This is a genomic window from Pseudomonas sp. 14P_5.3_Bac1 (genome assembly GCF_025466135.1).
Taxonomy (GTDB): Bacteria; Pseudomonadota; Gammaproteobacteria; order Pseudomonadales; family Pseudomonadaceae; genus Aquipseudomonas.
The window spans coordinates 1-15,345 of the sequence record NZ_JANLOF010000082.1 but is presented as its reverse complement, the minus strand read 5'-3'; the positions used below and the strand labels follow the sequence as shown (position 1 = coordinate 15,345).

At 60.5% G+C, this 15,345-nt stretch carries 13 protein-coding genes; 7 read left to right on the top strand and 6 right to left on the bottom strand.

Translation table 11 applies throughout. From position 1 onward, the window contains the following. Positions 1–175 precede the first annotated feature (175 nt). The 3 genes from acpA to NTD89_RS23645 all read left to right on the top strand — a co-directional run bounded on the left by acpA (position 176) and on the right by NTD89_RS23645 (position 3,837). Entirely contained in the window at positions 176–1,876 is a 1,701-nt protein-coding gene (acpA, locus tag NTD89_RS23655) for an acid phosphatase (RefSeq protein ID WP_262209986.1), read from the top strand. A gap of 122 nt (positions 1,877–1,998) precedes the next feature. After that, positions 1,999–3,168 (top strand): hypothetical protein, encoded by a 1,170-nt coding sequence (locus tag NTD89_RS23650; protein WP_242194999.1) that lies wholly within the window; start codon positions 1,999–2,001, stop codon positions 3,166–3,168. Between the two features lie 144 nt (positions 3,169–3,312). Continuing rightward, on the top strand, positions 3,313–3,837 hold the full coding sequence (locus NTD89_RS23645; RefSeq protein WP_262209984.1) for an SET domain-containing protein-lysine N-methyltransferase: 525 nt from the start codon (positions 3,313–3,315) through the stop codon (positions 3,835–3,837). On the opposite strand, the gene can is transcribed toward NTD89_RS23645, so the two are convergent. Then, positions 3,834–4,478: a carbonate dehydratase gene (gene can, locus NTD89_RS23640; protein ID WP_010213394.1), complete on the bottom strand. Its 645-nt coding sequence runs from the start codon at positions 4,476–4,478 to the stop codon at positions 3,834–3,836. The genes NTD89_RS23645 and can overlap by 4 nt on opposite strands. Positions 4,479–4,617: 139 nt before the next feature. On the opposite strand from can, the gene NTD89_RS23635 reads away from it, so the two are divergent. Further along, complete coding sequence (locus NTD89_RS23635; protein WP_242195005.1) at positions 4,618–5,022, top strand: serine kinase/phosphatase; 405 nt, start codon at positions 4,618–4,620, stop codon at positions 5,020–5,022. A 150-nt stretch (positions 5,023–5,172) separates the two neighbouring features. Here the strand turns inward: NTD89_RS23635 and rimI are convergent, their stop codons facing one another. Both rimI and NTD89_RS23625 read right to left on the bottom strand, forming a co-directional pair. Next, positions 5,173–5,625, bottom strand: coding sequence for a ribosomal protein S18-alanine N-acetyltransferase (gene rimI / locus NTD89_RS23630; protein ID WP_262209982.1), 453 nt, complete (start codon positions 5,623–5,625; stop codon positions 5,173–5,175). Continuing rightward, on the bottom strand, positions 5,618–6,361 hold the full coding sequence (locus NTD89_RS23625; RefSeq protein ID WP_145165603.1) for an energy transducer TonB: 744 nt from the start codon (positions 6,359–6,361) through the stop codon (positions 5,618–5,620). Before NTD89_RS23625 ends, rimI begins: the two co-directional genes overlap by 8 nt. Before the next feature lie 187 nt (positions 6,362–6,548). Here NTD89_RS23625 and mksB point away from each other — a divergent pair, with 187 nt between their 5' ends. Genes mksB through mksF form a run of 3 tightly spaced genes read left to right on the top strand, consistent with a single transcriptional unit; the run spans position 6,549 to position 11,360 of the window. Continuing rightward, the gene (mksB, locus tag NTD89_RS23620) at positions 6,549–7,826 is read left to right on the top strand and encodes an Mks condensin complex protein MksB (protein WP_145165474.1); all 1,278 of its coding nucleotides are present in this window, start codon (positions 6,549–6,551) and stop codon (positions 7,824–7,826) included. Then, positions 7,816–8,523 carry an Mks condensin complex protein MksE gene (mksE, locus tag NTD89_RS23615; protein WP_119736366.1) on the top strand — a complete coding sequence of 236 codons (708 nt, stop codon included), beginning with the start codon at positions 7,816–7,818 and terminating at the stop codon, positions 8,521–8,523. The genes mksB and mksE overlap by 11 nt, the downstream gene beginning before the upstream one ends. After that, complete coding sequence (mksF, locus tag NTD89_RS23610) at positions 8,520–11,360, top strand: Mks condensin complex protein MksF (RefSeq protein WP_106578505.1); 2,841 nt, start codon at positions 8,520–8,522, stop codon at positions 11,358–11,360. Before mksE ends, mksF begins: the two co-directional genes overlap by 4 nt. Positions 11,361–11,530: 170 nt before the next feature. Here mksF and NTD89_RS23605 read toward each other — a convergent pair whose 3' ends face one another. The 3 genes from NTD89_RS23605 to NTD89_RS23595 are packed head-to-tail and all read right to left on the bottom strand — an operon-like array spanning position 11,531 to position 15,096. After that, the gene (locus NTD89_RS23605) at positions 11,531–13,834 is read right to left on the bottom strand and encodes a PqiB family protein (protein ID WP_106578504.1); all 2,304 of its coding nucleotides are present in this window, start codon (positions 13,832–13,834) and stop codon (positions 11,531–11,533) included. Continuing rightward, the gene (locus tag NTD89_RS23600) at positions 13,827–14,450 is read right to left on the bottom strand and encodes a paraquat-inducible protein A (RefSeq protein ID WP_145165468.1); all 624 of its coding nucleotides are present in this window, start codon (positions 14,448–14,450) and stop codon (positions 13,827–13,829) included. The genes NTD89_RS23605 and NTD89_RS23600 overlap by 8 nt, the downstream gene beginning before the upstream one ends. Continuing rightward, positions 14,437–15,096: a paraquat-inducible protein A gene (locus tag NTD89_RS23595; protein WP_145165466.1), complete on the bottom strand. Its 660-nt coding sequence runs from the start codon at positions 15,094–15,096 to the stop codon at positions 14,437–14,439. The genes NTD89_RS23600 and NTD89_RS23595 overlap by 14 nt, the downstream gene beginning before the upstream one ends. Positions 15,097–15,345: the final 249 nt, after the last annotated feature.

Sequence of the window (15,345 nt, the reverse complement as noted above, 5' to 3'; positions counted from 1 at the left end):
GAAAATGCGCGCGGGTCAGTGACGGAAACGGTTGACTGACACAGCGCTTTCGCGAGCAAGCCCGCTGCCACATTTCGACCTGAGGCTTTAACCCGACTGTCTTCTTTTCGTCACATTGCATTGCTACCGTCCTGCGAAATATCTTGAAACAACCACCGCGCAGGGACTCCCAGCAATGAGTGACGAGCACGAAGACCGCCCTTCTCCCGATTCCATCGCCCAACCGCCGGTAGACACCAGCCGCCGGCGTTTCCTGGGGGGCGCGGCGGTGCTGGGGGTCGGCGCGACCTTGAGTGCCTGCGGCAACACCGGTGAAACACCGACCACACCGGTGACGCGACCGCTCACACCTCAAGAGCTGGACAAGGCCTTGCACGACCAGGTGAAAACCGTGGTGGTGATCTATGCCGAAAACCGCAGCTTCAACAATTTGTTTGCTGATTTCCCCGGCGTGGAAAAACCACTGTCGGCACTCTCCGGCGCCGATGCCCAGCAACGCGACCGCGACGGCAGCCTGCTGACCAGCCTGCCGCCAACCTGGGGCGGTGTGTTGCAAGTCGGCCCGCAAAGTGTCGATGGGGTGACCTACCCCAGCGAAGTGCAATTCCAGGAAAACCTGCCCAACGCACCGTTCGCCCTCAAAGGCCCGAACGCCGAAGACCTGCCTTTGAGCCTGGTCACGCGCGATTTGTGGCACGTGTTCTACCAGAACCAGATGCAGATCAACGGCGGCAAGAACGACAACTTTGTGGCCTGGGGCGATTCCGGTGGCCTGGTGATGGGCCATTACGCCCAGAGCCGTTATTCCTTGCGCCTGTGGGATGTGGCCAAGGAGTTTGTGCTGTGCGACAACTTCTTTCAGGGTGCATTTGGTGGCTCGTTTCTTAACCACCAGTACCTGATCAGCGCCACGGCGCCGTTTTATCCGAACGCCGCGCAGTCGGTGGCCAAGGCGCAGATTGCCACGCTGCAAAGCGATGACCCTGCCGACCCGCGTCTCAAGCCGCTGGACAAGTCACCCGCCAGCGCCATGACCGGCCCACCGCAGTTTGGCCCCAGCGCACTGACGCCGGATGGCTACGGCGTGAACACCCTCGCCCCGCCGTACTGGCCGACTTGGATTCGCGACCCGGAAAACCCGGATTACTCCAAACCCGACCTGCCCAATGTGCTGGTGCCGCAGACCCACGAACACATCGGCGACAAGCTGTCGAAAAAGAACATCGACTGGGCCTGGTACGCCGGGGCGTGGCAAGCGACCCTCGACCAATTCAAGGATTCGGGCGGCATTCCGAAAATCCCCAACTTTCAGTATCACCACCAGCCGTTCAATTACTTCAAGCAACAAGGGCCAGAAAACCGCGCCGAGCGTGATAAACGCCTGCGCGATGGCGGCTTGGGTGATGAGGCAAGCACCAATAAATTCTTCGCCGACGCCCAGGCCGGCAAGCTGCCTGCCGTGAGCTTCTACAAGCCTCAGGGCAACCTGAACATGCACGCCGGTTACGCCGACGTTGCCTCGGGCGATCGCCACATCGTTCGCGCCTTGAAAGTGCTGCAGGAAAGCCCGCAGTGGAAAAACATGGTGGTGGTGGTGACCGTCGACGAGAACGGCGGCTGGTGGGACCACGTGGCACCGCCCAAAGGCGACCGCTGGGGCCCGGGCACGCGGGTTCCGGCGCTGGTGGTATCGCCGTTTGCGCGCAAAGGCACCGTGGACCACACGGTTTACGACACGGCATCGATCCTGCGCTTGATCACCAGGGTGTTCCAGCTGGAGAAACTGGACGGCCTCAAGCAGCGCGATGACGCGATGATCTCCCGCGGCCAGACGCCCATGGGCGATTTGAGCAACGCATTGCAATTCAAGCTGTAGGTTTTCTTATCCAATAACGACACGCCTGGCGATTTAGCACGCGGTTTTCCTGGTCAGCCGCTACTGTGTGCAGGTGGGCTTTCACCCCGCGCAGACGGGCTTTCGCTGACAAGGAACCAACTATGTTCAAACCGACCAGGCTGTCCTTCACCTTGGTCGCACTGCTGGCCAGTGCGCTCGTACACGCCGATATCGAAGTACCACTGGGCAGCACGCAACGCGTCACCCAAGTGTTCGCGTTTCCCAACAACTGCAACGTGATCTGCTTTCGGCCATGGACGCTGGAGCAGACCGCCGAGCACTACCTGAACCAGAGCTTGCAGCGCGACGGGTACAGCCGCGCCAAGGTCAGCGTGAAAACCCATGACGGCGAGGTCGTGGCGACCTTCAGCGGCGTACCTGACCACTACGGCCAGCCCCTCACCACGCTGCTCAACACCGCTGACCTGGCCTACCAAGGCGCCAGCAAACTCAACACCGACGGCAAATGGGCCTACAACTGGTACCTGTTCCTGCCGCTGGGCATGGCGCTGGAAAACCGTAAAAGCATCGAGCTGCTGCACTTCCCGCCGGATTACTCGCTGACCCAGGCCCAGGATTACCTGGAATCGGCCACCACGGATCGCTGGGCCACGTTGCTCACCGACAACGGCATCCCGGCCACCGAAACCCCGGCCTATCAGACCATCATCGATATCGCCCCCATCGCCGCGCCGTCCAACGCGGGCAAGGACCTGGAAACGGTTTACAGCTATTTCACCGACTATCAGACCCGCATGGTCAAGGAACTGAGCCTGCACGCCAACGGCTCATTGCCGATGGTGGCGTTCGGTGCGCCGGTGCGCAGCTGGATCAAACAGCAATACGGTCAGACGGTGGCGGTGTTGGGCCTGGCGCAGATCAGCCCGACCGAGGGCAAACCCGTGTCGGTGCTGGGCGCCAACCACCCCAGCTACATCTGGTATGCGGCAGACCCTGCCACCTACGACGGCAATGAACAAAAAGCCGACGAAGCCGGTTTGAAGGTGATGGGCCAGGATTTGAGCGCTGCCTGCTGGCAAGCCGGCATGGGACAGAAGCCCGCCAGCGATCCGAATGTGTTGCTAAAGGCGTGCATGAACACCTGGCAGGTCACACGCAAGGAGCAGACCTGTGAGTTGTTTTACACCTCGGTCCGCAACCTGACCCCGGAACAGGCCAACGCCAAATGCGCCACGCCTGCAATCAAGGCCCAGTTGAAACAGTTGAAGGGCGTCGTGCCGGCAGCATCTCTTACCGCGCCAGCGCTATAAAGCGCACAAACGAAACGGTTTCTACTGTCAGATTTGACAGTAGAAATCGAATTCAACTTGGGCGAGTCTGGGGCCGTACACATTCGCTGCAAGACTGGCAGTCAGACAACTCAGTAGGTCGATGCAGCCTAGGCCAGGAGAGTTATGAAAACTCAAGCCATGGATAAGGCTAAAACCAGCACAAAGGACTGCCTTTACCCTTTCAAAACCCTGCTTTTTGAGCCGGGCTATCCTTCGACCGAGCAATTTCTGCCCATTCAGGACGCTAACGGATTACCCGCCGGGGTCAAGGCGCGCATCGCCTTCGACAGCCGTGTGCGCATCGCCAAGGTTTCTGGCTATGCCGTGGGTGAGCGGCGCCCGCATACGCTGCAGCTGTCGCCCCGTATCCACTTGTATGACTGCTGGTTCTGCGGCCTGTTGCTGCACTCCTGCGACCCGAATGTGTTTTTCGACACCACAGACCTGGAGCTCTGGACCGTACAGCCCATCGCCGCCGGCACCTTGCTGACGCTGGATTACGCCAGTACCGAGGACGCGCTGCCCCAGCAGTTCGCTTGCTTGTGCGGCGAGCTGAACTGCCGGGGCTGGATCACCGGCAACCAGGAGCCGTTAAACAGCGAAGGTCAGGCGTTCATGGCCCGGTGGCGTGAACGCAAAAGACCTTAAGCTTCGCCCAACGGGCGCAGGCGGTATTGCGGCGGCAACTGCTCAAAACCACTGATGGTGGTGTTCAAGCTCTTCCAGCGGCCATCCTTGATGCCATAGATGCAGCCATGAATCGACAGGCTCTGCCCACGGTGCCAGGCGTTTTGCACAATGCTAGTGTGGCCGACGTTGGCCACCTGCTGAATCACGTTCAGCTCACAAAGGCGATCGACGCGCTCTTCTTCGGTCGGCAGCTGCGCCAGCAGGTCACGGTTTTCGTAATAGAGATCACGAATAGTGCGCAGCCAGCCGTCGATCAGGCCGAACTGGCGGTCCTGCATCGACGCACGCACACCGCCGCAGCCATAGTGGCCGGTGACGAGGATGTGTTTGACCTTGAGCACGTCGACTGCGTACTGGATCACCGACAGGCAATTGAGGTCGGTGTGCAGCACCACGTTGGCGACGTTGCGGTGCACGAACAGATCACCCGGCAACATGCCGACGATCTCGTTGGCCGGTACGCGGGCGTCGGAGCAACCGATCCACAGGTACTCCGGGGTTTGCTGGCGGGCAAGCTTGGCGAAGAATTCGGGATCTTCCTGTTTGATCGCGTCCGCCCAGCGTTCGTTGTTATCAAGCAGGTCTTGTAGTTCGTTCATCAGGGAAAGCCTCAGGAATGATGCGCAGCTGTGTGACAGACAACCGCTCGTCCGGGTCACGCCAAGCCGTAATTAGCTTGAATCTTTAGGGCGCCGTGCCTGTCCACACACTATAAGCCCCACAGTATGAGGATTAGCCATGACTGAATCACGACGTCCCTACGGCGCTACGCAGCCGGAACCGATTGACGACAACGAAGACCGCATGGGCTCGATACGCGAGCTGGATTTCGACGAGGAAGAACCGACCGCGGAAATCGGTGATGAGATCCCGCCGGGAGAGCGCGAGCAATTGATGCCCGACGAACGGGTGCGCGAAGCGGGCATGACTGGCGCTTCGACGGCGGACCATGAGCCGACTGATGATGATATGAGCCCGGAAACGCTGATCCATGAGGACGGTGCGCGGGATGCGCGGGAAGAAGGCGAGGATAATCCGGCGGATTACGATCTGAGCATCGTCGATGAAGATGAGATTGGTGGCGGCAATGGGCTGGATGAGGCCGAGCTGGCCGATATCGACCCGGTTGACGGTAACCGCTGATACAACACGGCCCCAACAGTACGCAGCGCCTTCTGTGGGAGCCGGGCTTGCCCGCGATACAGGCGCCTCAGTGTCTCAGTGACACCGTGGTGATGCTATCGCAGGCAAGCCAGCTCCCACAGAGGCCTGCTTGCACAGGGAGTTTTGTGTTCAATCGACCAGCGTGCAGGCCATCACGACGGCATCTTCGCGGCCACCTACCGCAGGGTAGTAATCGCGCCGACGGCCTATTTCATTGAAGCCGTAACGCTCATACAGGCGGAACGCCCCCGTATTGCTGTCGCGCACTTCCAGGAAGCATTCCCGGGCATTGGCGGCATGGGCGCGGGACATCAAGTGTTCCAGCAACGCCAGGCCCAAGCCACGGCCCTGGTTTTCCGGCTTGACGGTAATGTTCAGCAGATGCGCCTCATCGAGGATGATCTGCACCACGCCGTGGCCTACCTGCTGCTCACCTTCAAACATCAACCAGATCTGGTACTTGCCCAAGCCGTCGAGAAAAATCCCGCGGGTCCACGGATGGCTGAACGCCGCGTATTCAATCTTCAGTACAGCGTCGAGGTCCGCCTCGGTCATTGGGCGGAAAGATAAAGCTTCACTCATCGGTACTTTTCCAGCGCGCCATCAGCCGGCGCATGGCTTGCCATACATCAGCCTTACGCTGTGGCTCTTCCATTAATAATTCCAGGCCCGGCAGGGCCCACACCGACCCAAGACCCTCGACCTGCAGTTCACGGTACCAGGCCTCGGCATTCGCCTCGCCGGCAAACCGCACGGCGGGCAGGCCGATCAGCCACAGGCACACGCATGGCTCGTCTTCGAGGCGCGCCGAAACAAAACCTTGCACAAAATCCCGCGCGGCTTCCGGGCCCTGGTCCATGTTGCCACGCACCAGCAGCGGCCAGCGCACCGGGTCGCCGACGATTTGCGGGCTGTCGGGCAAGCCGGCAGCGCGCAGCATGTCCTTGAGCAACATGTAGGCCGGGTCGCGGGTCTGGAAGCGCTCGCCTGTGGGTAACTCCACCAATAGCAGGCAACGCCCGGCGCGCAGCAATTGCAGGGCAAAGCGCGGCGGCGGCACCACCGGCGCCTTGGCTACCGGCGCAACCGTTTCGGCCACCACTGGCTTGGCCATTGGCGCCGGGCGCGGCACTTCGACCTTCGCCCGCTCGACGACAGGGCGCGATTCGGGCGTGGGCTTGACCACGGCCACCGGCGCAGCCGCTTCTTCCCCCGACACGTCAAACGCCTCATAAGGCTCAAGCGCCTGCAGCAGCTCGGGCCGCGACGGGGCGGCAAACGGCAGTTCGGTGCGGGGCAGCCAGTTGACCACCTGCATGGCGGTCAAGTAAGCGCGACGTCGGGACTCGATAAGCACAGCTCGGCCACTTGTGGATAACTAAAGAGCGGGGATTCTACCGCTGTTCGGTAACAATCGCCCACTGCGCACTGACCGGCTGTGGATAAATCCCGCGCCTGATGCAGTACAATCGCGACTTTTAATCGCCAACCAGCCGGCCATTCCCATGATCGAACCCAAGCGCGTCCTGCGCGCCCTCGCCGAACACTGGGCCTTACTTGAGCCACTGTGCGAACACTTCGACCAAGGCACCTTGAGCCTTGGCGAACTGCGCGCGCAACTGGCCGCCCAACAACTGGACAGCACGCCCCAGGACATCACCAGCCTGCTGGACGTGTGGATTCGCCTGGACATCCTGGTGCCTGTCGCCAAAAGCCCGAACCGTTTCGAGCTCAACGCACAGATCCACGACTTCCTGGCCTATCTTCGCAAGGAGCACCGGCTTGGCCTGTGCCTGGAAATCGAAGCCTACCTGCGCCACCTCGAGCGCCTGGCCGGCTACATTCAGGACGCTTTCGACATCCGCGATGGCCACGACCTGGCCCGCCAGCTGCGCCTGCTGGACATGCGCGTACGCGATGTATTGAAAAAACTCGCCAACGACGAGCAAGCCCTGGCCGCCGTGGCCGACCGCGCCAAGACCAGCGACCGGCAGATCCCGTTGCGCCAGCGTTACGCCGAAGTGCTGGCGACCTGGGACGAATACGTCGAGCCGATGATCCAGCTGGTGAACGCCGACGGCGCCTTCGAGCAAGGCGTGCGCAAGGTCGAAAACGTGCTGTTGCGCATGCTCACCGAGCAACAACGCCTCGGCCACCTGGTCGATGACGACATGCTGCTGCGCACCCACGCGCGCATCCTCGAAATGCAGACCAGCGCCCAACTGACCTTGCGTCATGCGCGCGAATTGCTGCTGCCGCTGCGTGAAGAAGCGCGCCGGCACAACGCCGTGACCCGTGGCGCCGCGCTGGCCTTGTCGGCCATCCGCCGTAAAGGCCTGGACGCCGTGCCGCAAGCGGCGATGCCGATGTTCACTCGGCCGCAAAGCACCTTTCTCGGCAGTGCCAGCCAGGTCGAAGCCTATGTGTACGCGCTGGCGAATTTCGAGCCGAAACCGGCGCGCTTCCCCAAGGCGCACAAATCCCACAAGGGCGACGCCCAGCGTGCACCGCGCACGGTCAAGGAAATGCTCGAGCGCTGCGAAGACGCGCTGCCGATGCCAGACCTGATGACCTGGCTGCTGGAGCAGGAACCGGACGGCGCCACCGACGAATTGTTGTACTGGTTCTCACGCCTGTCCCGCGAAAAACGCTTCAAGCGCGAACGCCTGGAACGCCGCGACTACCACACACACGAGCACCAGGTCAGCCTGCGCTCCTTCGCCCTGCTCCCGGCCGGCGCTGATATGGCCGAGAATTCTGCGAGTACACCTCATGCATCTTGATCTATCCGAACTGTCCCAGCTGGCGCCGATCTTTCGCGAGCTGTTCAAGGGTTACCACGTCAGCCGCCGCGACCCGGAGCTGTACGCGCAACTGTCGAACTTCCAGGACCAGTACCGCACGCTGTTCAAGGCGCTGGGTTTTGAACTGGTGTGCGATACACGCGGCTTCTATTACTTTGTGCCGGACTCGGCGATTGCCAGCGCGCAAGTGAACAAGACCGCCCAGCGCCTGGCGCTGTTCACCTTCATCCTTGTCGAGCACCTGGCCGACCAGGGCCGCGACCCGATCGCCGTGCTCGACGGCGGCAGCCTGGGTCGTGACGAATTGCCGTCGTTGCTGGAGAAGTACCGCGACCTGTTTATCCAGGCCGAAGTGCAGACCCAGGAAGAACTTGAAGAAAAAATCATGCGCCGCATGACCCAATTGGGTTTTGCCAGCGAAGACAACGGCGTGTATCGCTTCCTGCCGCCGATGCACCGTTTCCTCGACGTGTGCCTGTCGGTGCAGCAGGACCGCGACCTCGCCGCCAGTGTGCACAGCGTGCTGCCTTTGCCGGCGCCGGTGATCATCGACGAAGACAGCGATGAAAAACTGCTCAAGACCGACGACCCGTTGGACTTGAGCGACTTTGACGAAGAAAGCGAAGAAGACGCCCTGGCCCGCGCCATTGCCGAAGAACAGGAGACCGACGCATGAGCAAGGAACGCTACGGCATCCGCCGCTTCGCCCTATTGAACACCGCCGGTTACAGTTTGGGCCTGTTCCCGCTGGAAGAACCGCTGTCGGTGTACGGCGCGAACAACCTGGGTAAATCCGCCTCGATCAACGCCCTGCAGTTCCCGATTCTGGCGCGCATGTCGGACATGAGTTTCGGCAAGTACACCCTGGAGCAATCGCGGCGCTTCTACTTTGCCACCGACACCAGCTACATCCTCGTGGAAGTCTCGCTGCCCCACGGCCCGCACGTGATCGGCGTGGTCGGGCGTGGCCCCGGCGGTGGTTTCGGGCACCAGTTCTTTGCCTATGCCGGCAAGCTGGACCTGGCGCATTACCAGAAAAACGACACCTGCCTGCGTCAGAAAGAGCTGTTCACCAACCTTGAGCGCGAAGGCTTGAAAGCCTACGAGCTCAAGCCGGACGAACTGCGCCGCTTGCTGGTGGGCGGCCACACGTCGATCCCGCTGGACCTGACCCTGATTCCACTGCGCTCTACCAGCGAGCAGAGCCTGAAGACCTTCCGCGCACTGTTTATCAACCTGCTGCACATGCGCGAAATCACCGCCGCCAAGCTCAAGCAATTGTTCCTGGATGCCTTCGAACACAGCCTGCGTTCCGGCAGCGTGGACTACATCGCGGCGTGCGAAGAAGCCTTCCGCGATGTACGACGCATGGAGCAGGATTACAACTCGCTGGTGGCGGCCGGCCCATTGGTTGAGGCGTTGGCCAATGGCGTTCGGCAGCGCGATGTTCTGCGCGGCAAACTGCATCGCCTGTCGCCCTTGCTGGATTCGTTGCTGGGCACCTGGTCGGACTACGCCAGTGCGCGCAAGGAAGAGCTGACGATCCAGGCCGAGCATTACCGCAATGAGCAGGACGCGCTGCAAAACGATCAGCGCGGTGGCACCCAGGAGCTGATGCGCCTGGAGCGCGAAATCAGCGGCATCCAGCGTTGGCTGGGCGAGCTGTCGGTGCTCAAGCATCGCTTCGCCCTGGTGGATGACGTCAAGGTGCTGGAGCAGCAGCTGCTGGCGGCCAAGGATGCTCACGATGAATTGGCGGGCGCCCTGGCGCAGTCGCGGCAGTTCAGCGCCGAGGATTTGGACGAGCGCTTGCGCGATCTGGAAAAACGCTTGAAGTCGGTCAAGCAGCAGCTCGACCACGCGGACAACAACAGCTACGCCAAACTGCGCGAAGAGTTTTCGCAGCAGGATGTCGAGCGTCTGATGCGCCTGTTCAACAGCTCGTTGTTCAGCCTGCCATTGGGCGAGCACGGCATCACGCTGGATGAGGACGGCCAGTGGGTCAAATCCCTGGAGCAGATCCTCGACGGCTTCAAAGGCGAGCGCTTCGAAGTGCCGGGGCTGTCCATCGACATCTCGCACATCGAGCCACCGGCGTTGCAGGCCCTGGCGGACCGCGCGGCATTGCGCGACCAGAAAGAGCGCCTGGAAAAAGAACTCAAGCAACTCAAGACCCAGCAAGCCGTGGCCTCCGACCGCGCAGCGAGCAAGACCCAGACTGAAGCGCTGTACCAGCAAGTGCTGGATGCGCAGAAGGCACTGGAAGACTTCCGTCGTGCTCAGACCCTGAGCGCTGAAGAAGGCGAGAAGCTGGAAAACCTGGCGCAAATGGAAGCCGCCCAGGATGAGTTGAAGCGCTCCAGCGACGCCTTCACCGAGCGTGTGCAGCAACTGTCGGCCAAGCTGCAATTGGTTGGGCGCCAGATTGGCGACATGGAAGCCAAGCAACGCACCCTGGATGACGCACTGCGCCGTCGCCAGCTGTTGCCGGCGGACTTGCCGTTCGGCACGCCGTTCATGGACCCGGTCGACGACTCCATGGATAACCTGCTGCCGCTGCTCAATGACTATCAGGACAGCTGGCAGGGTTTACTGCGCGCCGATGGCCAGATCGAAGCCTTGTATGCGCAGGTTCGCCTTAAAGGCGTGGCCAAGTTTGACAGCGAGGATGACGTCGAACGTCGCCTGCAACTGCTGATCAACGCGTATGCGCACCGCACTGACGAAGCCCTGACCTTGGGCAAGGCGCGCCGTGCAGCCGTCACCGATATTGCGCGCACCCTGCGCAATATCCGCAGCGACTACGACAGCCTGGAACACCAGTTGGCCTTGTTCAACCGCGAGATCAACAAGCGTCAGGTGTCCAACCTGCAAAGCTTCCGCATTGTGCTGGCGCCGAACAAGGAAGCCCTCAAGCATATCGACCAGATCATCCACAGTGCCGGTCAATATGAAGAAGGCGAGACGTTGTCGGTGTTTGACCTCAGCCAGAGCGCCGAGCAAGACAACAAGAACGAGGAAGCCAAGGAGTACCTGGCGCGCCTGGTAGCCGCCAACCACAACCAGTTGGGCCTCAAGGACCTGTTCGAGCTGGCGTTCGAGATCACCAAGGTGCATGGCCAGCCGGTGATTCACACCGACATCGACGGCGCGGCATCCAACGGCACCACCATGACCATCAAGGCGCTGACCAACATGTACTTGTTGCTGCACTTGATGGACCGTGATCAGGCCGGGCGTGTGCGTTTGCCGTATTACCTCGATGAGGCAGCGGACATCGATGAGAAGAACCAGGCGGCGCTGCTGGAAACCAGTTTGCAGCTGGGTTTTGTGCCGATTCTGGCCAGTGTGAAGCCGCAGGTGTCCGCCCAGGTGGCGATTGACCTGGAAGGTGGCAGTGGACCGAACGGCATCTACATTGATGAGGCGGACTGGAAGTACATCCGTCGTCACGATGCGGTGAAGGCGACCGTGAATGTGCAGGCGGATGAGCCGGAGCTGGATGAGGTTTGATCCACTGAGCTGAAATTAAAAAAGGCCCCTGGGTGAGCACCCAGGGGCCTTTTTTTCGCCTGTTATGGCCTCATCGCGGGCAAGCCCGCTCCCACAGGTGAGCGCATTTCTACAGGATAAATGCGCTTGAATGTGGGAGCCGGGCTTGCCCGCGATGGCCGCGCCTCGGTTTACTTGCCGAGCGAAATCTTAGGCGCCCAGGTCAGCCATTCATCTTCAAACTTGTCGAACAGCGGGAAGGTCTGCTGCGGCCGGGCAGCATTGCCCATACGCTCGCCGTCTGGCGTGGCGAAAGCGATACCGCCGGCGACCAGCGTCTCCAGGGATTCAGTGCGCACTGTCGCGCCTTTAAACAGGCCGAAGTCTAGACCAAAACCGCTGGTGTTCCAGAAACGGCTGCCGCTGCGCACCAGTGGCGCGTACTTGGGCTCGATCAAGATATGGATCAGCACGCGGTCGGCGGTCTGCCCCAGCTCGTAGCCGGTGACTTTGCCGACGGTGACCTCACGGTAGGTGACCGGCACGCCTTCCTTCAACGAGCCACGGCGTGCGGCGCTGAGTACCAGGCTCAGGCCTTCCTCCTGACGGGCCGCCTCCGGTGGCTTGTCCAACGCGACGAAACTCTTTTGTGGGCCGGCGTTTTTCGCGGATGGCTGCACCTCGATGTACTGGCCCGTGACCAGGGTTTCCAGGTTCGAGGTTTTCATCAGGCCCAATTCGGGCTTGACCACCCAGAACTGGCTGCCGGCGCGGGCGATCCGATCGGCCACTTGGGTGATGCGCGCGCTGAGCAACACCGACTGCATATCGGCACTGAGGTCGACGCTCTCGATCTTGCCCACGTCCAGGCCTTTGAAGCGTACCGCGGTGCCGGGGCGCAGGCCGTCGGCGCGATCGACCTTGATGGTCACCAGCGTGCCGTGTTGATTGGCGGCCTCGCGATCGGCAAACAGACGGAAGCGCGGGATACGTTTTTTCAGCGGCACGTTCGGTTCCGGGGTCTCGAAGGCAATACCGCCGGCCATCAAGCTGGCCAGGGATTCACTCTTGACCTGGATGCCCCCGGTGAGCCCGCCCGTCAGCGTGACGCCGCTGGCATTCCAGAAGCGCGTCGAACCGTTAACCAGGTTTTCGTATTCCTTCTCGATGTGAACACCGATCACCAATTGCTTGTTCTTGCGCGAGAACTGGTAGCTCTGTACCGAACCCACCTTGACCTGTTTGTAGAGGATCGGGCTGCCGACATCCAGCGAGCCGAGGCTGTCGGTGAACAACACCATGTGCAGGCCGGGGGAACGCAGGTCCAACGGTGGTGCCTTGGCCCGAGCGACGAATTCGCGCTGCGGCGCACTGCCTTTATCGCCAGGGCGAATGGCAATGTAGTTACCTTTGACCAGCGCTTCCAGGCCGGTGATACCGGCAAGCGAGATGGACGGTTTGACCACCCAGAACTGGGTGTCTTGCACCAGGTAGTCTTCGGCAAGCGGGTCGAGGGTGAGCTCGGCATTGGCGCTGGACAGGTCGGGGTCAATCTTCAGGGTTTTCAGGCTACCGACCTGAATACCTTTGTACATGACCGGTGTGCGCCCGGCCTGCAGGCCTTCGAAGTCGGTGAGTTTGACCTTGACCTTGAGACCGGCCGCCGCTGCGTCGAAGTCTTCGTATAAGCGAAACGGCAGGCTTGGATCGGTGGGAGGGCTGTCCTTGCGGTTCTCGGGTGTAGCGAAAGCGATGCCGCCGGCAACGATGCTCGAGAGAGACTCGCTGCGCACCTTCACGCCGGAGAGGTTGGCGTCGATGCTGATGCCGCTGGCGTTCCAAAAGCGCGTATGTTTGCGCACCAGGCTGGCGTAAGTGGGCTCGATGTAGACCTTGATCTCGACCGTACTCTGGTCTTCGGACAATAAGTAGCTTTTGACCTGGCCAACCTGAATCTGCTTGTAGAACACCGGGCTGCCACGGTTGAGCGAGCCCAGGCGATCAGCCTTGATGGTCAGGTGCAAGCCGGGCTTGGCGTCGGATAAAGGCGGCTCTTCGGAAAGGGCCTTGAATTTGCGGGACGGCTCGCCGTCTCCAGGGCTGGCGGCGATGTAGTTACCCGAGACCAGGGTTTCCAGGCCGGTGATACCGGCGAGGCTGACACTGGGTTTGACCAGCCAGAAACGGGTGTTGGTCTTGAGGTATTGCTCCACATCCTTGTTCATCTCGATGGTGGCGATCACCCCGCGATTGTTGCCCTCGTCGTCCAGGGCCAGGGTCTTGACCTTGCCCACGGGCATGCCTTTGTAGACCACTTCGGTCTTGTTGGCCTGGATGCCTTCGCCACTTTCAAAGCGCACCTGGATCTCGATGCCTTGTTGGGAATAGGCACGCCATCCCAGCCAACCACCGATGATCAGGGCTATCAGGGGCAACACCCAAATGGCCGACCAGTTGGAGGCCGGGCGGGTTTTAGCTTTTGGCAAATCACTCATGGTCGTCGTCCGACTCCGTGTTGTCCCAAATCAGTCGGGGATCAAAAGTTACTGCGGCAAGCATCGTCAAGATCACCACACTGGCGAACGCTGCAGCACCGAGATTAGCCTCGACACTGGCAAGTCGCCCAAAGTTAACAACCGCTACCAGGATGGCGATCACGAAGATATCCAGCATGGACCAGCGGCCAATGAATTCGATAAAGCGGTACATGATAATGCGTTGTTGCGCGGACAGCGGCTGGCGACGCTGCACCGAGAACAACAGCAGGCCAATGCCCACCAGCTTGAATGTCGGTACAAGAATACTGGCAATAAACACCACAGCAGCAATGGGGAACATGCCGTGCTGCACCAGCTGGATCACGCCGGCCATGATGGTACTTGGATCGCCCTGGCCAAGGGAGTTAACGGTCATGATTGGTAACAGGTTGGCGGGGATATACAGGATCGCCGCCGTGATCAGTAACGCCCAGGTACGCGTAAGGCTGTTGGGACGACGGGCGTGGATCAGCGCACCGCAACGGGTGCAGAGCTGCTCATCGGTGTCGGCCTCTTGCTTGTTCAGCTCATGGCATTCGGTACAAATCAGAATGCCTGCATCAATCGCCCGCATGATCATCCTCTCCTGACAACGCTTGCCAGATCTGGTGGGGCGACATCACCACCTCAAGCAGCACCTGAACCATTAATAGACTGACGAAACAGATAAGCCCCAGGCCGACCGTGATGGAGGCCATGTCGGCGAGTTTGACGATCGCCACGAGCACGCCCATCAGGTAGACCTCCAACATTCCCCAGTCTTTCAAGTGATGGTAAATGCGGTAGAGCAACAACCCATAGCTGCGGCCGATCTTCCAGCGAATGCTCAGCAGCACAGCCAATTGGCAGAGCAATTTGAGCAATGGGATGCCCATGCTGCACAGAAACACCACTGCTGCGACACCTTGCATGCCGGTATCGAACAGACCTACAACGCCGCTCCAAACGGTGTCCTCTGAGGACTGCCCGAGTAGATTGAGCTGCATGATGGGTAAAAAGTTCGCAGGGATGTACAGCAATAACGCGGCAATTACCAAGGCGAGGCTTCGCTCAACGACATTGTAGCGGTGAGCATAGAGCTCGTAACCGCAGCGTGGGCATTGAGCCTTTTCGCCTCGAGCGAGCGTGGGCTTGCGCATCAGCAAGTCGCACTCATGGCATGCCACCAGATCGTCCAGGGGTAAATCCGACACCGCTGGGGTATCAACCGGATCGGGCATAGTTAGGGCTCGAACTCTAAAAAAGGTTAGGTGCCTATTCTAATGGTCTGGTTCAGAAATAACTGTGCAAATTTGTCGGCCGGGATTGAGCCACTGGTCAAGGGGCGGTTGCGGCATGCGGCGCGAATAATGGGCTGATGGAGCGTTCGCTGATATTGGCGATCTCGGGGAGAAGGTTGGGCTTTCGCTCGATATCAGAACGTTCGCGTTATTCGGAGAATGCGCGTTTTGCTGGCGTTCGTTGCCAGC

Bases quoted from the DNA above. Each gene is read 5' to 3' on its own strand.
- acpA (WP_262209986.1), top strand. From the start codon at position 176: ATGAGTGACGAGCACGAAGACCGCCCTTCTCCCGATTCCATCGCCCAA.
- NTD89_RS23650 (WP_242194999.1), top strand. From the start codon at position 1,999: ATGTTCAAACCGACCAGGCTGTCCTTCACCTTGGTCGCACTGCTGGCC.
- NTD89_RS23645 (WP_262209984.1), top strand. From the start codon at position 3,313: ATGAAAACTCAAGCCATGGATAAGGCTAAAACCAGCACAAAGGACTGC.
- can (WP_010213394.1), bottom strand. From the start codon at position 4,478: ATGAACGAACTACAAGACCTGCTTGATAACAACGAACGCTGGGCGGAC.
- NTD89_RS23635 (WP_242195005.1), top strand. From the start codon at position 4,618: ATGACTGAATCACGACGTCCCTACGGCGCTACGCAGCCGGAACCGATT.
- rimI (WP_262209982.1), bottom strand. From the start codon at position 5,625: ATGAGTGAAGCTTTATCTTTCCGCCCAATGACCGAGGCGGACCTCGAC.
- NTD89_RS23625 (WP_145165603.1), bottom strand. From the start codon at position 6,361: ATGCAGGTGGTCAACTGGCTGCCCCGCACCGAACTGCCGTTTGCCGCC.
- mksB (WP_145165474.1), top strand. From the start codon at position 6,549: ATGATCGAACCCAAGCGCGTCCTGCGCGCCCTCGCCGAACACTGGGCC.
- mksE (WP_119736366.1), top strand. From the start codon at position 7,816: ATGCATCTTGATCTATCCGAACTGTCCCAGCTGGCGCCGATCTTTCGC.
- mksF (WP_106578505.1), top strand. From the start codon at position 8,520: ATGAGCAAGGAACGCTACGGCATCCGCCGCTTCGCCCTATTGAACACC.
- NTD89_RS23605 (WP_106578504.1), bottom strand. From the start codon at position 13,834: ATGAGTGATTTGCCAAAAGCTAAAACCCGCCCGGCCTCCAACTGGTCG.
- NTD89_RS23600 (WP_145165468.1), bottom strand. From the start codon at position 14,450: ATGCGGGCGATTGATGCAGGCATTCTGATTTGTACCGAATGCCATGAG.
- NTD89_RS23595 (WP_145165466.1), bottom strand. From the start codon at position 15,096: ATGCCCGATCCGGTTGATACCCCAGCGGTGTCGGATTTACCCCTGGAC.